Origin of the sequence: Stappia indica (assembly GCF_001696535.1) — a bacterium.
Taxonomy (GTDB): Bacteria; Pseudomonadota; Alphaproteobacteria; order Rhizobiales; family Stappiaceae; genus Stappia; species Stappia indica.
This window is the reverse complement of record NZ_MBQE01000006.1, coordinates 423,271-449,664: the sequence shown is the minus strand read 5'-3', so window position 1 is coordinate 449,664 and position 26,394 is coordinate 423,271. Positions and strand designations below refer to the sequence as shown.

Here is a 26,394-nt window from a genome sequence, read left to right as displayed (position 1 = left end):
GCCGCGATGGACGAGCACATGCCGGCCCGCCCGGACGGGTTCGATCCGCAAAGCGGCCTCGTCTGGCGCTATCGGCCAGCGCCGGCGGGCGGCAGCGACTGCCTCGCCGTGGTCTATTCGCAGGTGCGCGTGCCGGAGGGACGGTTCGGCCTCGAACGGCTGTTCGCCCACACCCGCCATGCCTGCCTGTTCCTCAACTGCCCCGATCCCGTCTGGTATCTCGGCTGCGAGACGGCGATCGACCGCGCGATCAACGTTGCCGCAAAGGCCTCGGGCGCGGCGCGGATCGTCCACTACGGGGCCTCGAAAGGGGCCTATGGCGCGCTGGCCGCAGCGCTGCGGCGCGGCGACGGACGGGCCTTCGCCTTCGGCCCCGAACTGGTGCTCGGCCGGCCGGGCAGCCAGAGCGGCGCGGTCCGAAGCCCCGACATGGCGAACGCGCCCGACATGGCCGAGCAGCTGCAACGCGCCGGGGCGGGCCCCGAGCTGACGCTGGTCTTCGGCATTCTCGATGCGACGGATACGGCCGGTGCGGTGGCTCTGAGCGGCCGCGACCTGCCGGAGCGGGTGCGCGTGCTCCGGCTCGTCTCGTCGCATGCCAGCCACGACCACCTCTACACGCTGAACATCGCCCGCAAGCTGATTGCCGGGTTCAGCCGCGATCTCGAGGCGCTTTGCTCCGAACGCGGGCTGATCGCGGGTGACAAAACGGCCGATCTTGCCCGTTTCGCGCGGTTTTTCGAGGTGATGGCGGAAGCTGCGGAGCAGGGCGAGAGGGCAGGAGAGGCCGATGCCGTCGCATCGGCGCTCAGCGACCCGTACGCGCGCCTCAACCCCGGCTACGGGCTTGCCGTCGGGCAGGCGCTGGTGCGGCTCGGCCGGCGCGCGGAAGCGGCCGAGCGGCTCGGCGAGGTCGAGGCACACATCGACGCGATGCCGGGGGCCAGCGCCCTGCCGAAACGCTGGCGCAAGGCGGTATGGCGGGCGCGGCTTTCGGCGAGCGAGGGGACGGCAGCCCACGGACCGCTTCTGGCCGAGGCGCAGGCGCGGTTTCCGGGCGAGAGTTTTGGAGAAAGCGGGCCGGCGTGACGCCGGATCAGCACCAGGCTTGCGGCCGCGACACGGCGTGGCCCTGCGCATAGGTGACGCCGAGCCCCTTGAGAATATCGAGATGCAACGGCTCGGTCACGTATTCGGCGACCGTCGGCAGGCCCAGCGCCTCGGCAAGACCGACGACGCCAGAGACCGCGGCGCGCTTGACCGGATCGCCGGCGAGCCCGGCCGTGAGCAGCCGGTCGATCTTGATGAAGTCGAAGGCGTTGGCGCGCAGCTGGGTGAACCCGGCAACGCCGCGGCCGAAATGGTCGAGCGCGATCCGGCAACCGAGACCCCGCAGGTCGGCCATCAGGTTCCAGGCCTCCGGCTTCATCCGCGACAGGGCGGATTCCGAAACCTCGAAGACCAGGGACCGCGGCAAGTCGGGAGCGCGCTCCAGACGGTCGACGAGCTGGCCGGCAAAGACCTGGCTGTGCAGCGTTTCCGCCGACAGATCGACAGCCACGGGAAGCCCGTCCGTCTCTCCCGCCTCCAGGCGCGCCAGCACCGCATTGATCACCAGCCGGTCCACCGCCCGCATCAATCCGTGGCGCTCGGCAGTGGCGCGGATCATCGAGGGGCCGTGCAGGTCGCGCGTGCCGGATGCAACCCGCGGCAGCACCTCCCGCATCACCGGCTTGCCGGTGGCCAGGTCGATCACGGTCATGGAATGCAGCAGAAAGCCGTTGCCGGCGATGGCCCGCTCCACGGCCAGCAGATGGTGGATTTCCGCCTTGCGGTCGTCGCCGGTCTTTTCCGCCCCGTCATGAGCGACGATCCGGTGGCCGCCTGCCGCCTTGGCCTGCATGCAGGCGAAATCCGCCCATTGCAGCACCCGGCCGACGGTAATCGCCTGGCGCGCACCGGCGTCGTCCGCGGCGACCGAGGCGATGCCGATGCTGGCGCTGCTGCGGAACTGCATGTCCTCCCAGGACAGCCGGTAGCCTTCGAAGGCCGAGAGCAGGCGGCTGCAGATCGCATGGGCGGCGACCGGCTCGCCGGTGTCGATGATCAGGCCGAACTCGTCGCCGCCGATGCGGGCGACCTCCACGCCTTCGCCTGCCGACTGGCGCAGCAGCCGGGCGATATCCTGCAGGAACCGGTCGCCGGCGCCGTGACCTGCGGTGTCGTTGACCAGCTTGAAGCCGTCGAGATCGATGAAGACGACGCTGAAGCCCTTGCTGCCGCCCTTGCGATAGGCTGCGACCCGCCGCTCCAGACCGGTCTCGAAAGACCGGCGGTTGGCGATGCCGGTCAGATCGTCCTGAAGCGCAAGCCGCTCCAGCCGCTCCGACAGGCGCCGGGTCTCGGTGACGTCGCGCAGCGTGACCACGGCTGCCTCGATCTCGCCGTCGCCATTGCGGAAGGGTTGCAGCCGCGCGTCCATCACCACGCGTGCGCCGTCCGGCGCCATATCGTGGAAGTCGTATTCCACCGTCTCGCCGGCAAGGCAGCGGTCGAGCCAGGGGCGGATCTCGGAGGCGAAACGCTCTTCTCCCACCACCTCGACAAGCGAACGGCCCCGGAAGCTCTCCGCAGTGCAGCCGTGCCAGCGGGCATTGCTCTCATTGGTGAGAATGTAGCGGTAGTCGCGGTCGACCACCGACAGGCGGTCGGACATCTGCGTGACGGCGCTTTCGTAAAGACGCAGGACCTCTTCCGCCTTCTTCAGGTCGGTTATGTCGCGTCCATAGGCGGCAACGCCGAGCAGCCGGCCTTGCCCATCGTGCACCGGCTGATAGCACACGTGGAAGAACCGCCGACCCTGGCCGGGGACCGCCACCCAGTCCTGCAGCACGGCAACGCGTCCCGACAGCGCGGTCTCCAGATAGGGCGCGCGGCGCGGAAAGGCGCCGGGACCGGCGACTTCCTGGACCGTTCGGCCGATGGCCTCTTCGCGGGTCAGGCCGCCGATGCTGACATAGGGATCGTTGGCTTCGCGGATGATGTAGTCGGGCGTGCAGAAATAGATGGGATCCCGGGAGGCAGCGATGATCGCGGCATGCAGCCCCTCAATGGGCCAAGCCACTTCCGGTCGTGCCGCATCGCCTGCCGTCATCCGGTCCGCCCCCGCACCGCTGCGCCGCCACCGCAGAATCCGTAACGGCAATGCGGCCAATACTCGACGCTTGCCATAACAAAGTCACGAAAAATGGCCATTGCCGAACATACTCGTAAACAAATTGATCGAGCGCCGAGCGCCCTCGTAAAAACTTCAAGGTTGAAATATGGACCGCCGGACATGATTCGCAAGCCCCGGATCCCTGTGCTGATCGCACTCGCCTGCGCAGGCCTCGGCACCTCGCCGGCGCTGGCCGAGTGCGGCCGTGCCTCCTGGTACGAACTCACCGGACGCACCGCCAGCGGGACGCGCGCCAACCCGGAAGCGCTGACGGCAGCGCATCGCAAACTGCCCTTCGGCACCCGCGTGCAGGTCGAAAACCTCTCGAACGGCCGCAAGATCACGCTGACCATCGTCGACCGGGGGCCGTTCGTGCGCGGCCGGGTGATCGACGTCTCGCGGCGGGCGGCGCGCGAGCTGAAGTTCATCAACAAGGGTGTGACGCGGGTGCGGGTGACCGTCGCCGGCAAGGCCGTCGCGTCCTGCGGCTGAGGCCGCGGACCGCATTGCAGGTTCGATTGTCGGATGGTCCGAAGCGGCAGGAAAACTGGTCCTGACCGTGAGGAGGGAGGGGGGAACCCCACGGCCAGGACCGCCGCATCTCCTTGACGAAGACAGCCTGATAGCAACAGGATTCGCGCAGTCTGCAAACACGAAATTTTGCGTAGCGGTTTCCTCGTAGTCCCGATATCCGCCTGCCCGGCACCGATACGCGCGGGTTCAGCGGACCGTCCCGCGGTCCGCAGCCGAGTGCGATATTCAGCCCGGCAGAACCGGCCTGTCGCCGCCGCCGGCGGCCGAGACCTCACCCATCAGCCAGTCGCGGAAGCGGGCGGCAACCGGCCGCAGCGAGCGGTCTTCCGGGTAGACGAGGTGATAGGCGGAGGGCAGGCGCAACACCGTGTCGAACAGCTGGACCAGCCGCCCGGACGCCAGCTCCTCGGCAACGAAGAAACGCGGCACCAGCGCCGCGCCGAGATCGTTGGCGGCGGCTTCCGCCATCATCACGAACTGCTCGAAGCGCGGCCCCTGGAAGGCGAGCTCCGTCTCCACCCCGGCGCATTCGAACCACTGTCGCCAGGCGAGCGGCCGCGTCGACTGGTGCAGGCGCAGGAGCGGGGCGAGATCCTCCGGCCGTCGGATGCGATGGCGGGCGCGAAAGGCCGGCGAGGCGACCGCGATCACGTCCTCGCGGAACAGCGGTTCGGCGACCGCCCCCGCCCAGACCGGATCGCCGTAGTGGATCGCCACGTCGAACGGCTCCTTGGCGAAGTCGAAGGGCCGCAGCCGCACCGTCACGTTGAGGCTGGCGGTGGGGTGAGCCGCGATGAAACCGGCAAGGCGCGGCGCCAGCCAGCGCGTGCCGAAGGAGGGCAGGGTGGCGAGGTTGAGCACGTCCTCGTTGCCGGCGAAGGACATGACCTGCCGCGTGGCGGCGGTCAGGCTCTCCAGCGCGCCGCGCACGTCGTGGAGATAGAGCCGGCCGGCATCGGTCAGCACGATGCGCTGGCGCACGCGCTTGAACAGCTCGACGCCCAGCCGGGTCTCCAGATGGCGCACCTGCTTGGAGACCGCACCCTGGGTGAGATGCAGCTCTTCCGCCGCGCGGGTGAAGCTGCCGTGCCGCGCCGCGCACTCGAAGGCGATCAGGCTGTCGGCATGGGGAACGAAGCCTCGTTTCAAACCTTATTCCATTCGCTCATGAACTTGGGACAACATATCACTTTTCGCCGGCAGCGACAGACCGGACACTCGCGCCCGGACATTCACCCCTTTTCCCGGGGCCAGGCCGCCGCGAACCGGTGCCGGTCCCACGACGAAACACTCTGCCGGCGGCATCGACCGCGGGCGGACCGGAGGAGACCAGACCCATGACCGCACACGCATCCGTTCACAAGTCCGACCCGACCGGCGGCGGCCGCTTTTCCTGGGAGGACCCGTTCCTGCTGCGCGACCAGCTGAACGAGGACGAGATCCTGATCATGGAGACGGCCCGCGCCTATGCGCAGGACAAGCTGCTGCCGCGCGTCCTGGAGGCCTACTCGCAGGAGAAGACCGACCGCGAGATCTTCAACGAGATGGGCGAGCTCGGCCTGCTCGGCATCACCCTGCCGGAGGAGTATGGCTGCGCCGACGCTTCCTATGTCGCCTACGGCCTCGTGGCGCGCGAGATCGAGCGGGTCGATAGCGGCTACCGCTCGATGAACTCGGTGCAGTCCTCGCTGGTGATGTACCCGATCTACGCCTATGGCAGCGAGGAGCAGCGCAAGAAGTACCTGCCGAAGCTCGCCAGCGGCGAATTCGTCGGCTGCTTCGGCCTGACCGAGCCGGATGCCGGCTCCGATCCGGCCGGCATGCGTACCCGCGCCGAGAAGATCGACGGCGGCTACCGGCTGAAGGGATCCAAGATGTGGATCTCCAACGCCCCGATCGCCGACGTCTTCGTCGTTTGGGCCAAGTCCGACGCCCATGACGGGGCGATCCGCGGCTTCGTCCTCGACAAGGGCATGAAGGGCCTGTCCGCACCGAAGATCGGCGGCAAGCTGTCCTTGCGCGCCTCGATCACCGGCGAGATCGTCATGGACAATGTCGAAGTCGGCGAGGACGCGCTGCTGCCGAACGTCGCCGGCCTGAAGGGCCCGTTCGGTTGCCTCAACCGCGCCCGCTACGGCATTTCCTGGGGCGCGCTGGGTGCGGCCGAGGATTGCTGGCACCGGGCCCGCAACTACGGCCTGGAGCGCAAGCAGTTCAACAAGCCGCTGGCCCAGACCCAGCTCTTCCAGAAGAAGCTCGCCGACATGCAGACCGAGATCGCGCTCGGCCTGCAGGCCTCCCTGCGCGTCGGCCGCCTGTTCGATGAGGGCCGCGTCGCGCCGGAGATGATCTCCATCGTCAAGCGCAACAATTGCGGCAAGGCGCTGGACATCGCCCGCCAGGCCCGCGACATGCACGGCGGCAACGGCATCCAGGAGGAGTACCACGTCATGCGGCACGCCCAGAACCTGGAGACGGTGAACACCTACGAGGGCACGCATGACGTCCATGCGCTGATCCTCGGCCGCGCCCAGACCGGCCTGCAGGCGTTCTTCTGATCAGTCCCAAAAGGGCGGGGGCCGATGGCTCCCGCCCTCTTTTTAGAGCCAACCGCTTGCCACAGGACGGGCATCGACGTGAGCGCTGAGACTTTCGACGTCGCGATCGTCGGCGGTGCGGTGATGGGTTCCTCCATCGCCTGCCACCTTGCCATGGACCCGGACTTCACCGGCCGGGTCGTCATCATCGAAAAGGATCCGTCCTATCGGACCTGCGCCTCGGCGCTGTCGGCGGCCTCGATCCGCCAGCAGTTCTCCGAGCCGACCAATATCGCCATCTCGCTCTACGGCATCGAATTCCTGCGCGAGATCGGCACCCGGCTGGCCGTCGGCGACGAGCGGCCCGCGATCGATCTGCACGAAGGCGGCTACCTGTTCCTGGCGACCGCCGACAAGCGGCACATTCTGGAGGAAAACCACGCCCTGCAGACCCGCATGGGCGCGGATATCGCCTTCCTGGAGCCGAACGAGCTTCTCGCCCGCTTTCCTTGGCTCAATGTCGAGGACATCGCCGCCGGCTGCTGGGGCAGGACCGGCGAAGGTTGGTTCGACGGCTACGGCCTGATGCAGGCCTTCCGCAAGAAGGCACGCGCGCTCGGCGTGCCCTATCTGGCGGCCGAGGTGCTGGACGCTGCGCGCGAAGGCGAGGGGTTCCGCCTGCAGCTGTCGGACGGCCGCACCATCTCTGCCGGAAAGCTGGTCAATGCCGCCGGCGCGGAAGGGGCTGCCCGCCTTTCCCGCCAGCTCGGCATTGACCTGCCGGTGGAAAGCCGCAAGCGGATGATCTTCACCTTCGACTGCCGCGAACCCGTTGCCGGCTGCCCCCTGCTGATCGACCCGACCGGCACCTATGTGCGGCCCGAAGGCACCGGTTTCCTGTGCGGCTCCGCCCCGCCACAGGAGCGCGATCCCGACACCCGCGACTTCGACGTCGAGCACGATTTCTTCGACGAGTACCTTTGGCCGGTGCTCGCTACGCGCGTTCCGGCCTTCGAGGCGATCCGGCCAGGACAGGCCTGGGCCGGCCACTACGACATGAACCTGTTCGATCACAACGCCATTCTCGGCACGGTCGACGGCCATCCGGGCCTTTATCTTGCCACAGGCTTTTCCGGCCATGGGCTGCAGCAGTCGCCGGCGGTCGGCCGCGGCATTGCCGAACTGATCCTCCATGGCGCCTGGCGCAGCCTCGATCTCAGTGCGCTGTCGCACGAGCGGATTGCACAAGAGCGCCCGGTGTTGGAAAAGAACGTGGTCTGATCCTCTTCGGGCCGCGCCGGTCATGCGCGGCCGGGAAGGATCGATCCCACCGTCCGCGCGGCGGGCTCGCCCTCACATTCCGGGCTGCCCAGCCGCGCAACCTCTCCGGAGCCTGCCATGACGCTCGCCAGCGGCCGCGAATTCCTGATGATCCCCGGACCGACCACCGTGCCGGACGAAGTGCTCAGGGCCATGCACCGCCCGGCAATCGACATCTACACCGGCTCGCTGGTCGGACTGACGGACAGCCTGCTCGCCGACCTGCCGAAGGTCTTCGGCACCACGGGCAAGGCGTTCCTTTACGCTGCCAACGGGCATGGCGCCTGGGAAGCGGCGGTCACCAACACGCTGTCGCGCGGCGACCGGGTGCTGGTGCTGGATTCCGGCCGCTTCGCCCGCGGCTGGGGCGAGATGGCGAAGATGACCGGCCTGGAGGTCGAGGTGCTGCCGGGCGACTGGCGCCGCGCTGTCGATCCGGCGGCGGTAACCGCCCGTCTTGCTGCAGATACCGCACATGAGATCAAGGCGGTGCTGGTGGTGCAGGTGGACACGGCCTCGGGCGTGCTCAACGACATCGCCGCCCTGCGCAAGGCCATCGATGCGGCAGGTCATCCGGCGCTGTTCATGGTCGACACCATCGCCTCGCTCGGCTGCGTGCCCTACAAGATGGACGAGTGGGGCGTCGACGTGACCGTCACCGGCGCGCAAAAAGGGCTGATGACCCCGCCGGGCCTCGCCTTTGTCGCTGCCAATGCCCGAGCGCTCGCCGCGCACGAGACGGCCGACCTGAAGACGTTCTACTGGGACTGGACGTTCCGCCAGGGCAGCGAGCACTACCAGAAATATTGCGGCACGCCGCCGGAGCACCTGCTCTTCGCCTTCCGCCAGGCGCTCGACCTGCTGCTGGGAGAGGGACTGGACGCCGCCCATCGCCGCCATGCGCTGCTGGCAGCAGCGGTGCGCGCTTGCGTGACGAAATGGGCCGAGGGCGGGGCGATGGAGCTCAACATCCTGGAGGACGCCCAGCGCTCCAACTCGGTCACCGTGGTGCTGACGCCCGGGCTCGACCCGGCCGCGCTGCGGCGCTGGTGCCAGGAGACCTGCAACGTCACCGTCGGCGGCACCATCGGCGAGATCGCCGGCAAGGGCATCCGCATCGGCCATATGGGGCATGTCAACGCGCCGACCGTGCTGGGCACGCTCGGGGTGCTGGAGCTGGCGCTGAAGGCGCTCGGCGTGCCGCATGGCGCGGGCGGCGTTCAGGCCGCGGTCGAGTGCCTGTCGGCAGGGCTCACAGAGCCCCGCTGACAGGCCGATTTTAGAGCGCCCGACCGATTTCCTCGACGATGGCCTCCGCCGCGGCGCGGCGGTTGGGGGCCATGATCACCGGGCGTGCGACCACCAGATAGTCGGCGCCGGCCGATATCGCATCGGCCGGTGTCATGATGCGCTTCTGATCGCCCGCCTCGGACCCTGCCGGACGGATGCCCGGGGTCACCGTGACGAGGCGCGGGCCGACCACGTTCCGCAGCGAGGCGACCTCCAGCGGCGAGCAGACGATACCGCCCATGTTGGCGGCGCGCGCATCCGCCGCGCGGGCGATCACCAGGTCGTCGACGCCACCGGCATAGCCGGCATCGTGCAGGTCGTCCTCGTCCATCGAGGTCAGCACGGTGACGCCGAGCAGGCAGACGTCGCCGCCGGCCGCGGCAAGCCCGGCAACGGCCGCGCGCATCGCCTTGGGATAGGCGTGGATGGTGACGAAGCGCATGCCCATGCGGGCGATGTTCTCCACCGCCTTCATCACCGTGTTGTCGATGTCGAGAAGCTTGACGTCGAGAAAGATGCTGTGGCCCTCGCGGGCCAGCTCTGCGGCCAGCTCCAGGCCGCCGGCGAACTGCAGCTGCATGCCGATCTTGTAGGTGCCGACGGCACCCGCGGTCTCGCGCACGATGGCGCGGGCCTCCTCCACCGTCGGCACGTCAAGGCCGACAATCAGGCGGTCGCGGGCGCTCGCCGGCGCGAAAGGGGACGGGTCCTCGTCCAGCGGAAGGGCAGCGCTTTGCATCGGCAGGTCTCCGGAACGTTGCAAGTGTCGAATTTCCGTCTTACCCGTGCAGGGCGATCTTGACCAGATCGCGGCGCCGCGCGCGCAGGTATTTCATTGCGGCAAGCGTCCTGTTACAAAGCTTCGCAGCCGGCAGCAGGCCGGCCACAGAAGGACAGGCTCGCCCATGCGCACCGCGAAGATCTCGCGCAAGACAAAGGAAACCGACATCGACGTCGAGATCGTCCTCGACGGGACCGGCGCCTATTCGGTGCAGACCGGAGTCGGCTTTCTCGACCACATGCTGGAACAGCTGTCCCGGCATTCGCTGATCGACATGACGATCCGCGCCAGCGGCGACACCCATATCGACTTCCATCACACGGCCGAGGATGTCGGCATCGCGCTCGGACAGGCGCTGCGCCAGTCGCTCGGCGACATGACCGGCATCACCCGCTACGCCGACTGCCACCTGGCCATGGACGAGGCGCTGACCCGCTGCGCCCTCGATGTGTCGGGCCGCCCCTTCCTGGTGTGGGACGTCACCTTTCCGCGCGACAAGGTCGGCGATTTCGATACGGAGCTCTTCGAGGAGTTCTTCCGCGCCTTCGCGATGAATGCCGGCATCACGCTGCATATCGCCAACCTGACGGGCAGCAACTGCCACCACATCGCCGAGACCTGCTTCAAGGCCGTGGCACGGTCGCTGCGCAAGGCGATCGAGCCGGACCCGCGGCAGGCCGGGCGCGTGCCCTCGACCAAGGGCCAGCTCGGCGGCTGAGGCCGCCGGACGGAGGGACAGATGGCGATCTACATGGTGCTGATCCCGCCCGGTTCCTCGCCCGAGACGATGGGCGAGACCGAGGCGCAGCGCACGGTCTTCATCCGCGACGGCTTCAGCTGGCTGGCGCTGCTCTTCACCCTCCCCTGGCTGCTGGTGAAGCGGCTGTGGCTGGTTTTGCTCGTCTATCTGGTTGCTGGCCTCGTTCTGGAGCTCGCCTCGCGGTTCATCGGCGGCCCCATGCCCGGCATCGCCATGGCGGGGCTGTCGATCCTCTTCGCTTTCGAGGCGCGCGGGTTGTGGCGCTGGACGCTGGAGCGGCGCGGCTGGCGCTTCGTCGCCGTCGTCGAGGCGCAGGGGCGCGAAGAGGCGGAGCGACGCTTCTTCGCACGGCTCGCCGCCCATCAGCGCCAGGCACAGGACCTGCAGGCCGGCGGCAGCGCTCCGCGCCCGGACGCTCCGCCACCGCATCGACCCGGCTACCCCATACCGCGGATCGGCGCCGAGCGCGTCGTGGGCCTGAGCGTTGCCCCGCATCGAAGCTGACCCATCGCCGAGGCGGCGCCGCATCTTTCGACTTTCCCGCATTTCTTCCTGACGGAACGACCCCATGCTGATCGCCATCATCGACTACGGCTCCGGCAACCTGCGCTCGGCCGAGAAGGCCTTCGAGCGGGCAGCACACACGCACGGCCATGGTGCGACCATCCGGGTGACGGCCGATCCGGATGTGGTCGCGCGTGCCGACCGGATCGTGCTGCCTGGCGTCGGCGCCTTTGCCGATTGCCGGCGCGGCATCCGCGCCGTCGACGGCATGGAGGCCGCCCTCATCGAGGCGGTGGAGGCAAAGGGCCGCCCGTTCCTCGGCATTTGCGTCGGCATGCAGCTGATGGCGAGCCGCGGCCTGGAGTTCGAGACCACCGCGGGTTTCGGCTGGATCCCCGGCGACGTTACCGCGATCATGCCGGACGATCCGGAGCTGAAGATCCCGCATATGGGCTGGAACACGATCCGCCAGCTCGCCGACCACCCGCTGCTCGCCGGGATCGAGACGGGCGAGAAGGGTCTGCACGCCTATTTCGTCCACTCCTTCCACCTGAAGGCTTCGGATCCGGCGCATGTCATCGCGACGGCCGATTATGGCGGGCCGATCACCGCGATCATCGGGCGCGACACGATGGTGGGCACCCAGTTCCACCCGGAAAAGAGCCAGCGGCTCGGCCTTGCGCTGATCGCCAACTTCATCGAGTGGGCGCCGTAAGCGGCCGCCATCACGACACGGAACACCACCCATGCCCATCCTGTTTCCCGCCATCGACCTGAAGGGCGGCCAGTGCGTCCGCCTGAAGCTCGGCGACATGGCGCAGGCCACCGTCTTCAACGACGATCCGGCCGCCCAGGCCCTCAGCTTCCAGACGCAGGGCTTCAGGTACCTGCATGTGGTCGACCTCGACGGCGCCTTCGCCGGCGAGAGCCGCAACGGCGATGCGGTCGACGCGATCCTGAAGGCGACGACCAATCCGGTGCAGCTGGGCGGCGGCATCCGCACCCTTGCCCATGTGGAAGCCTGGCTCGCCAAGGGCATCGCCCGGGTGATCCTCGGCACCGTGGCCGTCCGCGATCCCGATCTCGTCAAGGCCGCCTGCAAGGCCTTCCCGGGCCGGGTTGCCGTCGGCATCGACGCACGCGGCGGCAAGGTGGCGGTCGAGGGCTGGGCGGAAACCTCCGAACTGTCGGCCATCGAACTGGCCCGCCGCTTCGAGGATGCGGGCGTTGCCGCGATCATCTACACCGACATCGACCGCGACGGCGTGCTCGCCGGCATCAACTGGGACGGCACGCTGGAGCTGGCCGGCGCGACCTCGATCCCGGTGATCGCCTCGGGCGGTCTTGCCTCCATCGAGGACGTGAAGCGCCTCGCCGCACCCGATTGCGCGGTGCTGGAAGGCGCGATCTCGGGCCGGGCGCTCTATGACGGCCGTCTCGATCCCACCGAAGCCCTCAAGGTCCTTGCCGCTGGGTAAGCCGCCGGATCCCGACACCCTTGCAAGCTTTCCCGGCTTTGCAGGGCGGTACGGGAGCTGTATGCTGCGACCGCGAAATACGTCGGGTAATCGCCTAACATGCTGAAAGCACGTGTCATTCCCTGTCTGGACGTCAAGGACGGCCGCGTCGTCAAGGGCGTGAACTTCGTCAATCTGGTCGATGCCGGCGATCCGGTAGAGGCTGCGAAGGCCTATGATGCGGCCGGCGCGGACGAGCTCTGTTTCCTCGACATCACCGCAAGTCACGAGAACCGCGACACGATCTTCGACGTGGTGCGGCGGACGGCGGAGGCCTGTTTCATGCCGCTGACCGTGGGCGGCGGCGTGCGCCGGGTCGAGGACATCCGCAAGCTGCTGGTGGCCGGCGCAGACAAGGTGTCGATCAACACCGCAGCGGTGAAGAACCCCGATTTCATCCGCGAGGCGGCCGAAAAGTTCGGCGCCCAGTGCATTGTCGTGTCCATCGACGCCAAGCAGGTCAACGCCCCCGGCGAGGCCGAACGGTTCGAGATTTTCACCCATGGCGGGCGCGAGCCAGCCGGCATCGACGCCGTCGAGTTCGCCCGCAAGGCGGTGGAGCTGGGCGCCGGCGAGCTGCTGGTCACCTCGATGGACCGCGACGGCACCCGGACGGGCTTCAACCTGGCGCTGACCCGCGCCATCGCCGATGCGGTGCCGGTGCCGGTGATCGCCTCCGGCGGCGTCGGCACGCTCGACCATCTGGTCGAGGGCGTGCGCGACGGACATGCGACGGCGGTGCTCGCCGCTTCGATCTTCCATTTCGGAACCCACACGATCCGCGAGGCCAAGGACCACATGGCCCGGGCCGGCATCCCCATGCGGCTCGACGCGGCCTGACACCCTGGCCCGCCGCACCGGCCCGCGCGAGGCCGCAGGAGACGTCCTACCAATGACCGGCTTCACACTGACCGACCTTGACCGCATCATCGCGGCGCGTGCCCGGAGCGAGGACGAGAGCTCCTATACCCGCAAGCTGATGGGCAAGGGCACGGCGAAGATCGCCCAGAAGGTGGGCGAGGAGGCGGTGGAGACGGCGATCGCGGCCGTGGCAGGCGATGCGCGCGAGCTGACCGGCGAGGCCGCCGACCTGCTCTACCACCTCCTGGTGCTGCTCAAGGCGCGGGGCGTGCCGCTGGCCGACGTGATGGCAGAGCTGGAGCGCCGCACGGCGCAGACGGGCCTGGAGGAGAAGGCGTCGCGGAAGCCCGACTGACGGAACGGGCCTTGCGACGGACTGCCCGGCGCGACCCGCGGGATCATCCCCGGGCCTCCCGAGCGAACGGCCGGACATCCGGCGGGATCGAGGATTGCATGGTCGCCATGGAACACAGCCTCAACAGGTTCACTGAGGACGATCTGTCGCCCTACCGGGTCTTTACCGAGGCAGAATGGGCAAAGCTCAGGGCCGATACACCGATGACGCTGACGGCGACGGAGGTCCGGCGCCTGCAGTCGCTCAACGACCCGGTCTCCATCGGCCAGGTGGAATCGATCCTGCTGCCGCTGTCTCGGCTGCTTGCCTATTACGTGGAGGCGACCCAGCAGCTGCACCGCGCCACCTCGCGCTTTCTCGGTCGAAACGACGTCAAGAACCCCTTCGTCATCGGCATCGCCGGCTCGGTCGCGGTCGGCAAGTCGACGACGGCGCGCCTGTTGCAGGCGCTGCTGGCCCGCTGGCCGGCAAGCCCGAAGGTCGATCTCGTGACAACCGACGGCTTCCTCTACCCCAATGCGGTGCTGGAATCGGAAGGGCTGATGCGGCGCAAGGGCTTTCCCGAGAGCTACGACCGCGCGACGCTGCTGAAGTTTCTGTCGGATCTGAAGGCGGGGCGGCGGCATGTGCGCGCGCCGGTCTATTCCCACTTCTACTACGACGTGATGCCGGGGCAGTTCGTGACCGTCGACCGGCCGGACATCCTGATCCTCGAAGGGCTGAACGTCCTGCAGACGACCAATCTGCCGCGCGACGGCAAGGAAGTGCCCTTCGTTTCCGACTTCTTCGACTTCTCGATCTATATCGACGCGGAGGAGGACGTGCTGCACGAGTGGTACGTGTCGCGCTTCATGCGGCTGCGCGAGACCGCCTTCCGCGATCCCGGCTCCTACTTCAACAAGTATTCGAAGGTGGGCGACGACGAGGCGCTGGCCATCGCCGAAGGGTTGTGGAACGAGATCAACCTGGTGAACCTGCGGGAAAACATCCTGCCGACGCGCCCGCGCGCCGACCTGATCCTGCGCAAGGCCGATACCCACGCCATCAACGAAGTACGGCTGCGCAAGCTGTGAGCAGGCGGCCTTAGACCGGCTTCATGCCGTTGCGGGCCAGAACCTCTCCGGCAAGATAAAGCGACCCGCAGATCAGGATGCGCGGCGGCACCTCGTCGCCGGCGGCCTTCTCGCGCACATGCGCAAGCGCGTCCGAGAGCGAGCCATGGGCATCGGCGGCAAGGCCGGCTTCGCGCGCGGAACCGGCAAGACAGGACGGGTCGCGGCCGGCATCGGTGGTCGTCAGCGGCACGCAGGCGACTTCACGGGCAAGCCCTGCAAACGGGCGGAAGAAGCCGACCGGATCCTTAGTCTTGAGCATGCCCGAGACGAGATAGAGCGGCCGCGGGCGGCGCTCCTCCTGCTCCGCCATCACCTCGGCAATGGTGATCCCGGCGCCCGGGTTGTGGCCACCGTCGAGCCAGAGCTCGCTGCCCGGCGGGCACAGCTCAAGGAGCGGACCCTCCGTCAGCGGCTGCATGCGGCCCGGCCAGTCGACCGTCACGAGCCCGGCCTCGACGGCCTCGACCGCCGGCAGACGGCCTGCGGCGCGCAGCGAGGCGATGGCCATGGCCGCATTGACGATCTGGTGCCGGCCGAACAGGCGCGGCAGCGGCAGGTCCATCAGCCCCTCCTCGTCCTGGTAGACGAGACGGCCGTTTTCCTCGAAAGCGGTGAAATCCTGCCCGAAAACCTGAAGCGGCGCGCCGAGGCGCGCGGCGATGCGCGAGATCACCTCCAGCGCCTCGTCCGGCTGCGGCGCGATGACAACCGGGCAGCCGCGCTTGATGATGCCGGCCTTCTCCGCCGCGATGTCGGCCAGCGTCTCGCCGAGATAGCGCTCGTGATCCATCGACAGCGGCGTGATCGTGGCGGCCAGGGGCGCATCGACGACATTGGTCGCGTCGAGCCGCCCGCCAAGGCCGACCTCGAGCAGCAGCACGTCCGCCGGCTCCTCGGCGAAGAGCAGCAGGGCCGCAGCGGTGGTGACCTCGAAGAAGGTGATCTCCGCACCCGCATTCGCCTGTTCGCAGGTGTCCAGCGCCTCGATCAGCCGCGCATCGGAAACGATGCGGCCGGCAAGGCGGATGCGCTCGTTGAAGGACACCAGATGCGGGGAGGTGTAGACATGCACCTTGAGGCCTGCGGCCTCCAGGATCGCCCGCATGAAGGCGGTGGTGGAGCCCTTGCCGTTGGTGCCGGCGATGTGGACGAGCGGCGGCAGGCGGTCCTGCGGCCGTCCCAGCGCATCGAGCAGACGCTCCATGCGGCCGAGCGACAGGTCGATCTCGCGCGGATGCAGCGCCAGAAGTCGGTCGAGGATCGCGGTTATCTGGTCCATTGTCCTGCCCGTCCTGCCGCACAAAGCGTCGCGCGGCTGCAGCAGCCCTCATGGTTACGGGATATTGGCGAGACGCGGCACCCCGGCTGCGTCCGCCCGTGTCGCGCCTGCGACAGCCCGACTAGTGGCTTTCGCCGCCGCTGTCGCTACCGCCGCCGGAAGAGGCTTCGCCGCCATGGACAAGTTCCGGCGAGACCTTGGCCTCTTCGGCCGCACGCGGCGACGCCATCAGCTCTTCCTCGTCCGGCAGGCTGACCTCGGCCTTCATCAGGATCGAGCAGACGCGGGCGATGGTCTCGGGCAGCTTGTGACGATGCACGACCATGTCGACCATGCCGTGGTCGAGCAGGTATTCGGAGCGCTGGAACCCCTCGGGGAGCTTCTCGCGGATGGTCTGCTCGATGACGCGGGGGCCGGCAAAGCCGATCAGCGCGCCCGGCTCGGCCATGTGCACGTCGCCCAGCATTGCGTAGGACGCGGTCACGCCGCCGGTCGTCGGGTTGGTGAAGACGACGATGTAGGGCAGGCCCGCATCGCGCAGCATCTGCACGCCGACCGTGGTGCGGGGCATCTGCATCAGGGACAGGATGCCTTCCTGCATGCGCGCGCCGCCCGAGGCGACGAAGAGCACGAAGGGCGTCTTGCGCGCCACGGCGGTCTGCATGCCGGTAAGCACCGCCTCGCCGGCAGCCATGCCGAGGGAACCGCCCATGAAGGCGAAGTCCTGCACCGCGGCGGTCATGTCCATGCCGCGCAGCTTGCCGGTGGCCACCGTCACGGCATCATCGAGGCCGGTCTTTGCCCGGGCATCGCGCATGCGGTCGGTGTAGCGCTTCTCGTCGCGGAACTTTAGCGGGTCGGCGACGACCTCGGGGGTCTTCACCTTCTCGAAGGAGCCGTCGTCGAAGAACAGCTCGAGCCGGCGCGTGCCGGAAATCCGCATGTGGTGACCCGAATTCGGCACCACCCACTGGTTCGCCTCGAGATCGCGATGGAAGACCATCTCGCCGGTCTCGGGGCACTTGATCCAGAGGTTCTCCGGCACGTCCCGCTTCTGCAGCAGGCCACGAATCTTCGGGCGAACGACGTTGTTGATCCAGTTCAAGGCAGATACCGTCCGTTGTCTTGCATGTTCCCGGCCGTCACGCGGCCGATGCGGCTCAGCCGCGGGCCCGGGCAACACCCTCGGCGAGCGAACGCACCACCGAGGCCACCGCCTCGACCGTCGCATCCGTCGCCCGGCCCTCGCCGTCGAGGCTCGTGCGCACCGCTTCCACCAGCACCGATCCGACGACGACGCCATCGGCGTCGCGGCCGATCACCTCGGCATCCTCCGCCGTCTTGACGCCGAAGCCGACCGCCACGGGCAGCGCGGTATGGCGCTTGATGCGGCGGACCGCCTCGGTCACCCGGTCGCGGTTGGCGATGGTGGCACCGGTGATGCCGGTCACCGATACGTAATAGACGAAACCCGACGTGTTGGCGAGAACGGCCGGCAGGCGCTTGTCGTCGGTGGTCGGCGTCGTCAGGCGGATGAAGTTGAGGCCCGCAGCCATGGCCGGCAGGCAAAGCTCGTCGTCGGCCTCCGGCGGGATATCGACGATAATCAGCCCGTCGACGCCCGCCTCGACCGCCGTCTTAACGAAAACGGCGGGATCGCGCACGTAGATCGGGTTGTAATAGCCCATCAGCACGATGGGCGTGTCCTGGTCGTGGCGGCGGAAGGCGCGCACCATGTCCAGCGTCTTGTCCATGGTCTGTCCGGCAGCCAGCGCGCGCTGGTTGGCGAGCTGCACCGGAATGCCTTCGGCCATGGGATCTGAAAAGGGCATGCCGAGCTCGATGACGTCGGCACCGGCGGCCGGCAGCGCATCGAGGATCGCCTGGGAGGTGGCAAGGTCCGGGTCGCCAGCGGTGACGAAGGTCACCAGCGCCGGACGGTTCGCCGCCTGCAATGCCGCGAAGCGGCGGTCGATCCGCGTGTCACTCATCTTGCCCGGTCCCACCCTGTCATCTGTCTTGCCGGCGCCGGCCTGCCGTCGAGGCCGGCCGCTCGCGGCTTCCGCAGGCCGTTCATGCCCGCGAAAGCCAGTGGGGATGTAGGGGGCGGAGTGCCCCCCTGTCAATTGGCGAAAGCCAATCGGCAAAGCGCCGGCGACAGCCGGCGGCGCGTCTTCAGAGACGGCCGGTCAGCGCCGCGTCGAAGATCTCGGCCGCGCCCTCGAGGGTCAGCTCGATCGGATTGCCGCCGGCGGTCGGATCGACGATGGCCATTTCGGCGATCTTCGCGGCCTTGGCACCGTCGACCTTCAGCCCGTCCAGCGTATGCGGCACGTCCAGCGCGGTGCGCAGGTCGAGCACCGCCTGCAGGAAACCGTCGAAGCCGCCGGAAATGCCGAGATAGCCGGCGAGCCGGTCGATCTTGGTGGCGATGGCCGAGCGGTTGAAGTCCAGCACATAGGGCATGAAGACCGCGTTGGTCATGCCGTGATGGGTGTCGTACAGGGCGCCGACCGGATGGGACAGCGCATGGATGGCGCCGAGGCCCTTCTGGAAGGCGACCGCGCCCATGGCGGCGGCCGACATCATGTGACCGCGGGCCACGAGGTCGTCCGGCGTCTCGGCGACGCGCTTCAGGTTCTCGAAGACGAGGCGCATGCCCTCGACGGCGATGCCGTCGCCCATCGGGTGGTAGAAGGTGGAGGAATAGGCCTCTAGGCAGTGGGCGAGGGCGTCCATGCCGGTGCCGACGGTGAAGTAGCGCGGCATGCCGACGGTCAGCTCGGGATCGCAGATGACGATGCCGGGCAGCATCTTCGGATGGAAGATGACCTTCTTGGTATGGGTTTCCTCGTTGGTGATGACGCCGGCGCGGCCGACCTCGGAACCGGTGCCGGCGGTGGTCGGCACGGCGAGGATCGGCGCGATGCCGTCCGGATCGGCGCGGGTCCACCAGTCGCCGATGTCCTCGAAGTCCCACATCGGCCGGGTCTGGCCGGCCATGAAGGCGATGACCTTGCCCGCGTCGAGACCGGACCCGCCGCCGAAGGCGATGACGCCGTCATGACCGCCGGCGCGATAGGCGGCAACGCCTGCCTCGACGTTGGACGCGGTCGGATTCGGCTTGATGTCGCTGAAGATGTCCGGCTCCAGGCCGGCCTGGCGCAGCAGCTCCAGCGCGTTCGCGGTCATCGGCAGGCGGGCAAGGCCCGGGTCCGTGACCAGCAGCGGACGCTTCATGCCGAGCAGCGCGGCGCACTTGCCGAGCTCCTTGATGCGGCCGGCGCCGAAGCGCACGGAGGTCGGGTAGTTCCAGTTGGCGGACGGGGTGGTGGTCATGTCCATGGATCCTGAAAGGAAGGAAAGCGAAGCGGGGAGGTCTGCGCGCCCTTACGAGCGGGCGCGCAGGTGGAAGGACTTCGGCCGCGTCAGCGACAGGTATCCGATTTCCGACAGGGCGGCGCCCTTGCCGGTGTCCTTGACGCCGGTCCACACCAGGGCCGGGTCGAGATAGTCGCAGCGGTTCATGAAGATCGTGCCGGTCTCCACGCGGTCGCCGATGGCGATGGCGGCCTCTTCGTCGGCGGTCCAGACCGAGGCGGTCAGGCCGTAGGGGCTGTCGTTCATCAGGGCGATGGCTTCCTCGTCGGAGCGCACCTTCATCACGCCGACGACCGGGCCGAAGCTCTCCTCGCGCATCACCGACATCTGGTGATCAACGTCGACCAGCACCTGCGGCATCAGGTAGGGCGTGCCTTCCTTGTCCTGCGGGAAGCGGGCGCGGTCGACCAGGGTTTTCGCGCCCTTGCGCAGCGCCTCGGCGGTCTGCTCGCGCACATGGGCGGCAAAGCGCGCCTGTGCCATCGGGCCGAGCGTCGTCGCCTCGTCGAGCGGATTGCCGAGCGTGTAGGCGGAGGCGGCGGCAGCCAGACCCTCGACCACCGCGTCATAGTGCTTCTCGTGCACATAGACGCGCTCGATGCCGCAGCAGCACTGGCCGGAATTGTAGAAGGCGCCATCAGCCAGGTTCTCGACCGCGAAGGCGACGTCGGCGTCCTCGCGGACATAGGCCGGGTCCTTGCCGCCGAGCTCCAGGCCGAGCGTGGCGAAGGTGCCGGCCGCCGCCTTCTCGATGGCGCGGCCGCCGGCGACCGAGCCGGTGAAGTTGATGTGGTCGATGCGGCCCGAACCGAGCAGCGCCTCGGTCTGGCCGTGGTTCAGCACGATGTTGCGGAAGACACCCTTGGGCAGGCCCGCCGCCTTGAACGCCTTGTCGAGCCGCTCGCCGACCAGCAGCGTCTGCGCGGCGTGCTTGAGGACCACCACGTTGCCGGCGATCAGCGCCGGAACGATGGTGTTGATCGCCGTCATGAACGGATAGTTCCACGGCGCGATGACCATGACGATGCCGAGCGGCTCCGGCCGCACGTAGCGGGTGAAGCCCGGACGGTCCGTATGGTGGCGGGCCCGGAGCGACTCCTCGGCGATCTTGACCATGTAGTCGGTGCGCTCGCGCGTGCCGCCCTTCTCGCCGCCATAGCGCACCGGGCGCCCCATCTGCCAGGCAAGCTCGGGCACGATCTCGTCGTTCATCGCCTCGAGCGCGGCAACGGCGGCCAGCACAGCCGAACAGCGCTCGGAGAGCGGAGTGGCCGCCCAGGCAGCCTGCGCGGCCCGGGCCTCGGCCACGGCCTGGTCGATCTCGGCAGCACTCGCCACGGGACGCTCCGCATAGACGGAGCCGTCGACCGGGGAAATCAGCTTGATCACGTCGGACATGTCACACCTTTCGGGCAGGTCCGCACAGACGGCCCGCCTCTGCATGTTTGCAAGATATTCCAAGCGGATCCGGCCCGCTGTCGCGGGCCGAAGTCCTCAACTGCGCTCGAAGCCGCGGGCCAGCTCGTAATCGGTCACCACGCGGTCGAATTCCTCCTGCTCCCATTCCGCCGCACGGACGTAATGGTCGATCACCGCATCGCCGAAGGCCTCGCGCAGCATCTTCGACTTGCGCAGGGTCTCCGTCGCCGCACGCAACGTGCGCGGGATCTCCTTCAGCCGGCGCGACTGATAGAGATCACCGGTCACCGGCGCCTCCAGTTCCAGCTTCTCCTCGATGCCCCGGATGCCGGCCGCAAGCTGCACGGCGAGAGCCAGATACGGGTTGAGGTCCGAGCCGCCGATGCGGCATTCGACGCGCACGCCCTTCGTGTTCTCGCCGCAAAGCCGGAAGCCGGCGGTGCGGTTGTCGACCGACCATGCGGTCTTGGTCGGCGCGAAGGTGCCCTTCTGGAACCGCTTGTAGCTGTTCACATAGGGCGCCAGGAACCAGGTGTAATCCGGAGCGTAGCGGATCAGGCCGGCCATGTAGTGGTGCATCAGCTGCGACATGCCGTGCTGGGCATCCGCATCGAAGAAGGCGCTGGTGCCGTCCTTCTTCCACAGCGACTGATGCACATGGGACGAGGAACCGACGCGGGCATGATGCCATTTCGGCATGAAGGTCACCGCGCGGCCGTGCTGCCAGGCGATCTCCTTGGTCGCATGCTTGGCGATGGTGTGGTGATCGGCGCAGGCGAGCGGATCCGCATAGCGGATGTTCAGCTCCTCCTGGCCGGCCTCGGCCTCGCCCTTGGAATTCTCCACCGGGATGCCCGCGGCATAGAGGTGATTGCGGATCGGGCGCATCACCTCCTCTTCCTTGGTGGTCTGGAGGATATGGTAATCCTCGTTATAGGCGGAGATCGGCTCCAGATCGCGGAAGCCCGAGCGGCGGATGTCGTCGAAGCTCTTCTCGAACAGGAAGAACTCCAGCTCCGTTGCCATCTTGGCCTCGAGGCCCATGGCATCGAGACGGGCGATCTGACCCTTGAGCAGCGCGCGCGGCGAATGCGGCACCGCCTCGTGGTGGTGATGGTCGAGCACGTCGCACAGCACCATCGCCGTGCCGTCCAGCCAGGGCACGGGGCGCAGGGTCGAAAGGTCCGGCTTCATCACATAATCGCCGTAGCCGCCGGCCCAGCTGGTCGCGGCATAGCCTTCGACCGTGTACATCTCGAGGTCCGTCGCCAGCAGGTAGTTGCAGCAATGGGTCTCCTCGAAGGAGTGTTCGATGAAGTTGCGCGCATGAAAGCGCTTGCCCATCAGGCGGCCCTGCATGTCGACGGCGCAGACCAGCACCGTATCGATGGCACCGTCGGCGACGGCGGCCTTGAGAGCGTCGAAAGAAAGATTGCCAGCCATTGGAACCATCATTGTCGGTTAAGCGGGGCGAAAGCGCGGGCGCGGTCGGAAACGGGAGAGCCGGAGCGGCGAACGCCGCCCCGGCCCGCCGGCATCAGGTGTAGCGGTAGGGCCGCCCGGCCTTCTGCATGTCGGAATTGTACTTCTTGAAGATCTCCACGACCTTCGCCTTGGTCTCGGACTCGGCCGCGATCTCGTCCCAGAACTTCACGGCGGCCTCCTCGACGGTGGCCCACTCGGCATCCGGGATCGAGGTCAGCTCCATCTTGGTGCCGTTGACGCGAAGGCTCGCCTCGCCGCCCCAGTACCACCACTGGCGGTAATAGTGGGACGCATCCATGGCCAGCTGCAGCATGGTCTTGAGATGATCCGGCAGCTCGTTCCACTTGTCCATGTTGGCAAAGAACGAGCCGGCCCAGGCGCCGGAGATGTTGTTGGTCAGGAAGTAGTTGGTCACGTCGGCCCAGCCGACCGTGTAGTCCTCGGTGATGCCCGACCAGGCGACGCCGTCGAGCTCGCCGGTCTGCATGGCAACCTCGATGTCCTCCCACGGGAGCGTCACCGGCACCACGCCGAACTGGGCCAGGAAGCGGCCGGCGGTCGGGAAGGTGAAGACGCGCTTGCCCTTCAGGTCGGCAAGGCTGCGGATCGGGTCCTTGGTGGCGAAGTGGCACGGGTCCCAGGCGCCGGCGGAGATGTGCTTGACGCCGACCTTGGCGTATTCCTCTTCCCAGATCTCCTTCAGGCCGTACTGGTTGAACAGCACCGGCACGTCCAGCGAGTAGCGGCTGGCGAAGGGGAAATAGCCGCCGAACACGGTCACTTCCGTCGGCGAGGCCATGGAATCGTCATCCGACTGCACCGCGTCGATGGTGCCGCGCTGCATGGCGCGGAACAGCTCGCCCGTCGGCACCAGCTGGTCGGCGAAGAACAGCTCGATCTCCATCTGGCCGTTGGCCGCCTTGTTGAAGGCGTCGATATGCGGCTTGATCACGTGCTCGGCGAGCGCGGCGCCCGCATAGGTCTGCAACCGCCACTTGATCGGCGCCTGGCCGAGCACGGCGGGGGCGGACAGCGTCGAGGCACCGGCGGCGGCGACGGTGCCGAGGCCCGCCTTCTTCAGAAAGTCGCGTCTGTTGGTCATGTCTCATTCCCCTCTGGTTTCGTTGAAGAGATGCAGGGCGCGCCTGTTCTGATTGTTGTGGTGGCGCGGCGGTCGGTGTCCGGTGGCGATCTCCTTTCTGCTGCGGTGATGCGTCTCGTTCGGGTCTCCCGGATCAGCGGCCGTAGATGTAGTCGGGCAGCCACAGGGCGATCTGCGGGAAGACCATTATCAATGCCAATGCGAGGATCATGACCAGCACGAACGGCGCGATCGAGCCGTAGATGTCCCGCATGGTGATTTCCGGAGGCGCCATCGCCCGCATCAGGAACAGATTGTAGCCGAAGGGCGGGGTCATGTAGGCGATCTGGGTGGTGACCGTGTAGAGCACGCCGTACCACACGAGGTCGAAGCCGAGCGCAGCGACCAGCGGCACGTAGAGCGGCGCGACGATGACCAGCATCGCCGTGTCGTCGAGGAACGTGCCCATCACCAGGAAGGACACCTGCATCAGGATCAGGATCATCCAGGGCGACAGACCGAGCCTTTCGGTGAAGAGCGTCTCGATCGCCTTGACCGCGCCGAGACCGTCGAACACCGCGCCGAAGCCGAGCGCCGCAAGGATGATCCACATGAACATGCAGGAGATCGCCAGCGTCTGGCGCAGGCAGGTCTCGAACACCGTCCAGGTCATCCGCCGCTTGAGCAAGGCGGCGAGGAAGGCGGTCATGGCGCCGATGGCGGAGCTTTCGACCAGCGAGGTCCAGCCGTTGACGAAGGGCACCATCATCGCCGCGAAGATCACCAGCGGCAGGATGCCGGCGCCCAACAGGCGCATCTTTTCGGCGCGCGACACGTTGCGCTCGCTTGCCGGCAGGACCGGGCCGAGCGAGGGCGTGATGCGGCAGCGGACATAGATGTAGACGACGAACATCGTCGCCATCATCAGGCCCGGCACCACGCCGGCGAGCCAGAGCTGGCCGACCGGCTGACGCGCAATCATTGCGTACAGCACCAGCACCACCGACGGCGGCACCAGGATGCCGAGCGAGGACCCGGCCTGGATGACGCCGGTGACCATGCGCTTGTCGTAGCCGCGGCGCAGCAGCTCGGGCAGGGCGATGGTGGCGCCGATGGCCATGCCGGCGACGGACAGGCCGTTCATCGCCGAGACCAGCACCATCAGGCCGATCGTGCCGATGGCGAGACCTCCGGAGACCGGCCCCATCCACACATGGAACATCTTGTAGAGGTCGTCGGCGATCTTCGATTCCGACAGGACATAACCCATGAAGATGAACATCGGCAGCGTGAGAAGCGGGTACCACTTCATCAGCTTCATGGCGGAGGCGAAGGGAATGTCGGACCCGCCGGTGCCCCACAGCGCCAGCGCCGCGACGGCCGCCACGCCCCCGATGGCGCCGAAGACGCGCTGACCGGTCAGCAGCATCAGCATCATCGACGAGAACATCAACAGCGCGATCATCTCGTAGGACATCAGATTTCCTCTCCGCGGATGCGCGCGATGTCCTTGATGAGCTCGGAGACGGCCTGCAGCAGCATCAAGAGGAAGCCCAGGCACATGATGGCCTTGATCGGCCAGATCACCGGCCGCCAGGCGGTCGGGCTGCGCTCTATATGGCCGATCACCTCGGCGGCGGCGTCAGGGCCGCCGGTCACGAAGGCGACCGCCAGGTCCTTCAGGAAGACGAAGGGCTCGGTGCCGAAATGCCCGAGCGAATAGGCGGTCGAGCCGACGCCGCCATAGAGCAGAACGCCGAGATAGAAGATCAGAACCAGCACCGTGAACGCGTCGAACCAGGCCTTCTTCTTCACCGACCAGCCGGCATAGAAAAGGTCCATGCGCACGTTCGAGCCGAGCTGGATCGAATAGGGTCCGCCGAGGATGTAGTAGGCGACCATGGCGAACTGGGCGACCTCCAGCGTCCACAGGGACGGCAGGAAGAACGTCTTGGAGATCGACGACCACAACAGCACGGCGACCATGACGAAGAGGCTGTACATGACCACGCGCCCGAGGCGGTAGTTGACCGCGTCGACGACCTTCACATAGCCGCGCATCAGGGAGGTCATCATCCGGCCCTCCCTTCCGCAGCAAGCTGAGCCAGCGCGGCATCGAGCGCACGGCCGAGACGGTCGGCCCAAAGGCTCTCGCCGGCAGCGTCGGCGATCTCGTCGTTGCGCACCTCGATCATCACGCAGGGCAGGCCGCGCGCCTCCCCGTGGCGGCCGACGGTGTAGTAGACCCCGTCGCCGGGCGCATAGGGCTCGTTGTCGCCGAGATCGGCGATGCCCTGTGCCGCAAGATCGGCCAGCATCGCCTCGGCGACCCTGCGGTCGCGATTGGACAGGATGCCGACAGGCCAGGGGCGCTCGAAGCCCTTGTAGAGCCGGGTGAAGCTGTGAACCGAGACGACGACGCTGTCGAGGCCGGCGGCTGCGCGCGCGTCGAGCAGCGTTTCGATGCGCGAATGGAAGGGCGTATGGGCAAGGGCGATCCGGCGGGCCCGCTCGGCCGCGCCCAGGTCGCGATTGCCGGGAATCTCGGTCGTCTCGCTGATCGCCGGGATGAGGTCGTGGGCTGCGATATCGCGGTTGCAGTCGAGAACCAGTCGCGACAGGTCCGGATAGACGAGAGGCGCATCGAAGCGGCGGGAGAGGTGCTGCGAAACACCGAGCGCGCCGGGATCCCAGGCGATGTGGGCGCGCCGTGCCGCCTCGTCGAGGCCGAGGTCGCCGTATTCCGGCGGCAGGCGGCGCGAGGCATGATCGCACAGAAGGACGATCTTGCCGCGGCCTGCGGCATTTTCCGCGACCACGACCGTGCCCGCCGGCGCCGTGTCACCGGGCAATAGCTCGCCGTCGCGTGCCGCTGTCGGCTCCATCCCTGTCCCCCAGCCGGTTACCTTGGCGAAAAACCGCAAATCCTGTTCTATTTGTTACAGAATTGCGTTGAAT

General features: G+C 67.7%; 25 protein-coding genes. 12 read left to right on the top strand and 13 right to left on the bottom strand.

All coding sequences use genetic code 11. From position 1 onward, the window contains the following. Window positions 1–6 precede the first annotated feature (6 nt). Window positions 7–1,089 (top strand): hypothetical protein, encoded by a 1,083-nt coding sequence (locus BBX35_RS22215; RefSeq protein ID WP_067224651.1) that lies wholly within the window; start codon window positions 7–9, stop codon window positions 1,087–1,089. Between the two features lie 7 nt (window positions 1,090–1,096). Here BBX35_RS22215 and BBX35_RS22210 read toward each other — a convergent pair whose 3' ends face one another. After that, a complete protein-coding gene (locus BBX35_RS22210; RefSeq protein ID WP_171901506.1) occupies window positions 1,097–3,124 on the bottom strand; it encodes a putative bifunctional diguanylate cyclase/phosphodiesterase in 2,028 nt (675 codons plus the stop codon). A gap of 213 nt (window positions 3,125–3,337) precedes the next feature. Here BBX35_RS22210 and BBX35_RS22205 point away from each other — a divergent pair, with 213 nt between their 5' ends. After that, on the top strand, window positions 3,338–3,709 hold the full coding sequence (locus BBX35_RS22205) for a septal ring lytic transglycosylase RlpA family protein (protein ID WP_067224648.1): 372 nt from the start codon (window positions 3,338–3,340) through the stop codon (window positions 3,707–3,709). Between the two features lie 267 nt (window positions 3,710–3,976). On the opposite strand, the gene BBX35_RS22200 is transcribed toward BBX35_RS22205, so the two are convergent. Then, on the bottom strand, window positions 3,977–4,900 hold the full coding sequence (locus BBX35_RS22200; protein ID WP_067224646.1) for a LysR substrate-binding domain-containing protein: 924 nt from the start codon (window positions 4,898–4,900) through the stop codon (window positions 3,977–3,979). A gap of 188 nt (window positions 4,901–5,088) precedes the next feature. Here BBX35_RS22200 and BBX35_RS22195 point away from each other — a divergent pair, with 188 nt between their 5' ends. From BBX35_RS22195 to BBX35_RS22185, 3 genes are all read left to right on the top strand, one after another. Then, window positions 5,089–6,309, top strand: coding sequence for an acyl-CoA dehydrogenase (locus tag BBX35_RS22195; protein ID WP_067224644.1), 1,221 nt, complete (start codon window positions 5,089–5,091; stop codon window positions 6,307–6,309). A gap of 78 nt (window positions 6,310–6,387) precedes the next feature. Continuing rightward, the gene (locus BBX35_RS22190; protein WP_083206525.1) at window positions 6,388–7,569 is read left to right on the top strand and encodes an NAD(P)/FAD-dependent oxidoreductase; all 1,182 of its coding nucleotides are present in this window, start codon (window positions 6,388–6,390) and stop codon (window positions 7,567–7,569) included. A gap of 117 nt (window positions 7,570–7,686) precedes the next feature. After that, the gene (locus tag BBX35_RS22185; protein WP_067224642.1) at window positions 7,687–8,877 is read left to right on the top strand and encodes a pyridoxal-phosphate-dependent aminotransferase family protein; all 1,191 of its coding nucleotides are present in this window, start codon (window positions 7,687–7,689) and stop codon (window positions 8,875–8,877) included. A 10-nt stretch (window positions 8,878–8,887) separates the two neighbouring features. Here BBX35_RS22185 and pyrF read toward each other — a convergent pair whose 3' ends face one another. After that, the gene (gene pyrF, locus BBX35_RS22180) at window positions 8,888–9,637 is read right to left on the bottom strand and encodes an orotidine-5'-phosphate decarboxylase (RefSeq protein ID WP_067224640.1); all 750 of its coding nucleotides are present in this window, start codon (window positions 9,635–9,637) and stop codon (window positions 8,888–8,890) included. Window positions 9,638–9,803: 166 nt separating this feature from the next. Between pyrF and hisB the strand changes: the two genes are divergently transcribed. From hisB to coaA, 7 genes are all read left to right on the top strand, one after another. Next, window positions 9,804–10,397 (top strand): imidazoleglycerol-phosphate dehydratase HisB, encoded by a 594-nt coding sequence (gene hisB / locus BBX35_RS22175; RefSeq protein WP_067224638.1) that lies wholly within the window; start codon window positions 9,804–9,806, stop codon window positions 10,395–10,397. Between the two features lie 21 nt (window positions 10,398–10,418). Next, window positions 10,419–10,943, top strand: a complete 525-nt coding sequence (locus BBX35_RS22170; RefSeq protein ID WP_067224637.1) for a DUF2628 domain-containing protein — start codon at window positions 10,419–10,421, stop codon at window positions 10,941–10,943. A gap of 64 nt (window positions 10,944–11,007) precedes the next feature. Continuing rightward, entirely contained in the window at window positions 11,008–11,658 is a 651-nt protein-coding gene (gene hisH / locus BBX35_RS22165) for an imidazole glycerol phosphate synthase subunit HisH (protein ID WP_067224635.1), read from the top strand. Window positions 11,659–11,689: 31 nt separating this feature from the next. Continuing rightward, window positions 11,690–12,421, top strand: a complete 732-nt coding sequence (gene hisA / locus BBX35_RS22160; protein ID WP_067224634.1) for a 1-(5-phosphoribosyl)-5-[(5-phosphoribosylamino)methylideneamino]imidazole-4-carboxamide isomerase — start codon at window positions 11,690–11,692, stop codon at window positions 12,419–12,421. 99 nt (window positions 12,422–12,520) lie between these two features. Then, window positions 12,521–13,300 (top strand): imidazole glycerol phosphate synthase subunit HisF, encoded by a 780-nt coding sequence (gene hisF / locus BBX35_RS22155; protein ID WP_067224633.1) that lies wholly within the window; start codon window positions 12,521–12,523, stop codon window positions 13,298–13,300. 52 nt (window positions 13,301–13,352) lie between these two features. Further along, window positions 13,353–13,676 (top strand): phosphoribosyl-ATP diphosphatase, encoded by a 324-nt coding sequence (locus BBX35_RS22150; RefSeq protein ID WP_067224631.1) that lies wholly within the window; start codon window positions 13,353–13,355, stop codon window positions 13,674–13,676. 98 nt (window positions 13,677–13,774) lie between these two features. Beyond that, window positions 13,775–14,749 (top strand): type I pantothenate kinase, encoded by a 975-nt coding sequence (coaA, locus tag BBX35_RS22145; RefSeq protein WP_244271695.1) that lies wholly within the window; start codon window positions 13,775–13,777, stop codon window positions 14,747–14,749. Window positions 14,750–14,759: 10 nt separating this feature from the next. On the opposite strand, the gene BBX35_RS22140 is transcribed toward coaA, so the two are convergent. The 10 genes from BBX35_RS22140 to BBX35_RS22095 all read right to left on the bottom strand — a co-directional run bounded on the left by BBX35_RS22140 (window position 14,760) and on the right by BBX35_RS22095 (window position 26,321). Beyond that, window positions 14,760–16,070 carry a bifunctional folylpolyglutamate synthase/dihydrofolate synthase gene (locus tag BBX35_RS22140; RefSeq protein ID WP_067224629.1) on the bottom strand — a complete coding sequence of 437 codons (1,311 nt, stop codon included), beginning with the start codon at window positions 16,068–16,070 and terminating at the stop codon, window positions 14,760–14,762. Between the two features lie 121 nt (window positions 16,071–16,191). Beyond that, on the bottom strand, window positions 16,192–17,175 hold the full coding sequence (gene accD, locus BBX35_RS22135) for an acetyl-CoA carboxylase, carboxyltransferase subunit beta (RefSeq protein ID WP_067224627.1): 984 nt from the start codon (window positions 17,173–17,175) through the stop codon (window positions 16,192–16,194). Window positions 17,176–17,230: 55 nt separating this feature from the next. After that, entirely contained in the window at window positions 17,231–18,061 is an 831-nt protein-coding gene (gene trpA / locus BBX35_RS22130) for a tryptophan synthase subunit alpha (protein WP_067224626.1), read from the bottom strand. A 184-nt stretch (window positions 18,062–18,245) separates the two neighbouring features. Beyond that, window positions 18,246–19,409 (bottom strand): iron-containing alcohol dehydrogenase, encoded by a 1,164-nt coding sequence (locus BBX35_RS22125; protein WP_067224850.1) that lies wholly within the window; start codon window positions 19,407–19,409, stop codon window positions 18,246–18,248. A 51-nt stretch (window positions 19,410–19,460) separates the two neighbouring features. Beyond that, complete coding sequence (locus tag BBX35_RS22120; protein WP_067224624.1) at window positions 19,461–20,849, bottom strand: aldehyde dehydrogenase family protein; 1,389 nt, start codon at window positions 20,847–20,849, stop codon at window positions 19,461–19,463. A 96-nt stretch (window positions 20,850–20,945) separates the two neighbouring features. Next, entirely contained in the window at window positions 20,946–22,313 is a 1,368-nt protein-coding gene (locus BBX35_RS22115) for a glutamine synthetase family protein (protein WP_067224623.1), read from the bottom strand. 94 nt (window positions 22,314–22,407) lie between these two features. After that, on the bottom strand, window positions 22,408–23,457 hold the full coding sequence (gene dctP, locus BBX35_RS22110; protein WP_067224621.1) for a TRAP transporter substrate-binding protein DctP: 1,050 nt from the start codon (window positions 23,455–23,457) through the stop codon (window positions 22,408–22,410). Window positions 23,458–23,590: 133 nt separating this feature from the next. Then, entirely contained in the window at window positions 23,591–24,913 is a 1,323-nt protein-coding gene (locus BBX35_RS22105) for a TRAP transporter large permease (protein WP_067224620.1), read from the bottom strand. Beyond that, window positions 24,913–25,509 (bottom strand): TRAP transporter small permease subunit, encoded by a 597-nt coding sequence (locus BBX35_RS22100; protein ID WP_067224848.1) that lies wholly within the window; start codon window positions 25,507–25,509, stop codon window positions 24,913–24,915. The genes BBX35_RS22105 and BBX35_RS22100 overlap by 1 nt, the downstream gene beginning before the upstream one ends. Further along, window positions 25,509–26,321, bottom strand: a complete 813-nt coding sequence (locus tag BBX35_RS22095; protein ID WP_067224618.1) for an N-formylglutamate amidohydrolase — start codon at window positions 26,319–26,321, stop codon at window positions 25,509–25,511. Before BBX35_RS22095 ends, BBX35_RS22100 begins: the two co-directional genes overlap by 1 nt. Window positions 26,322–26,394: the final 73 nt, after the last annotated feature.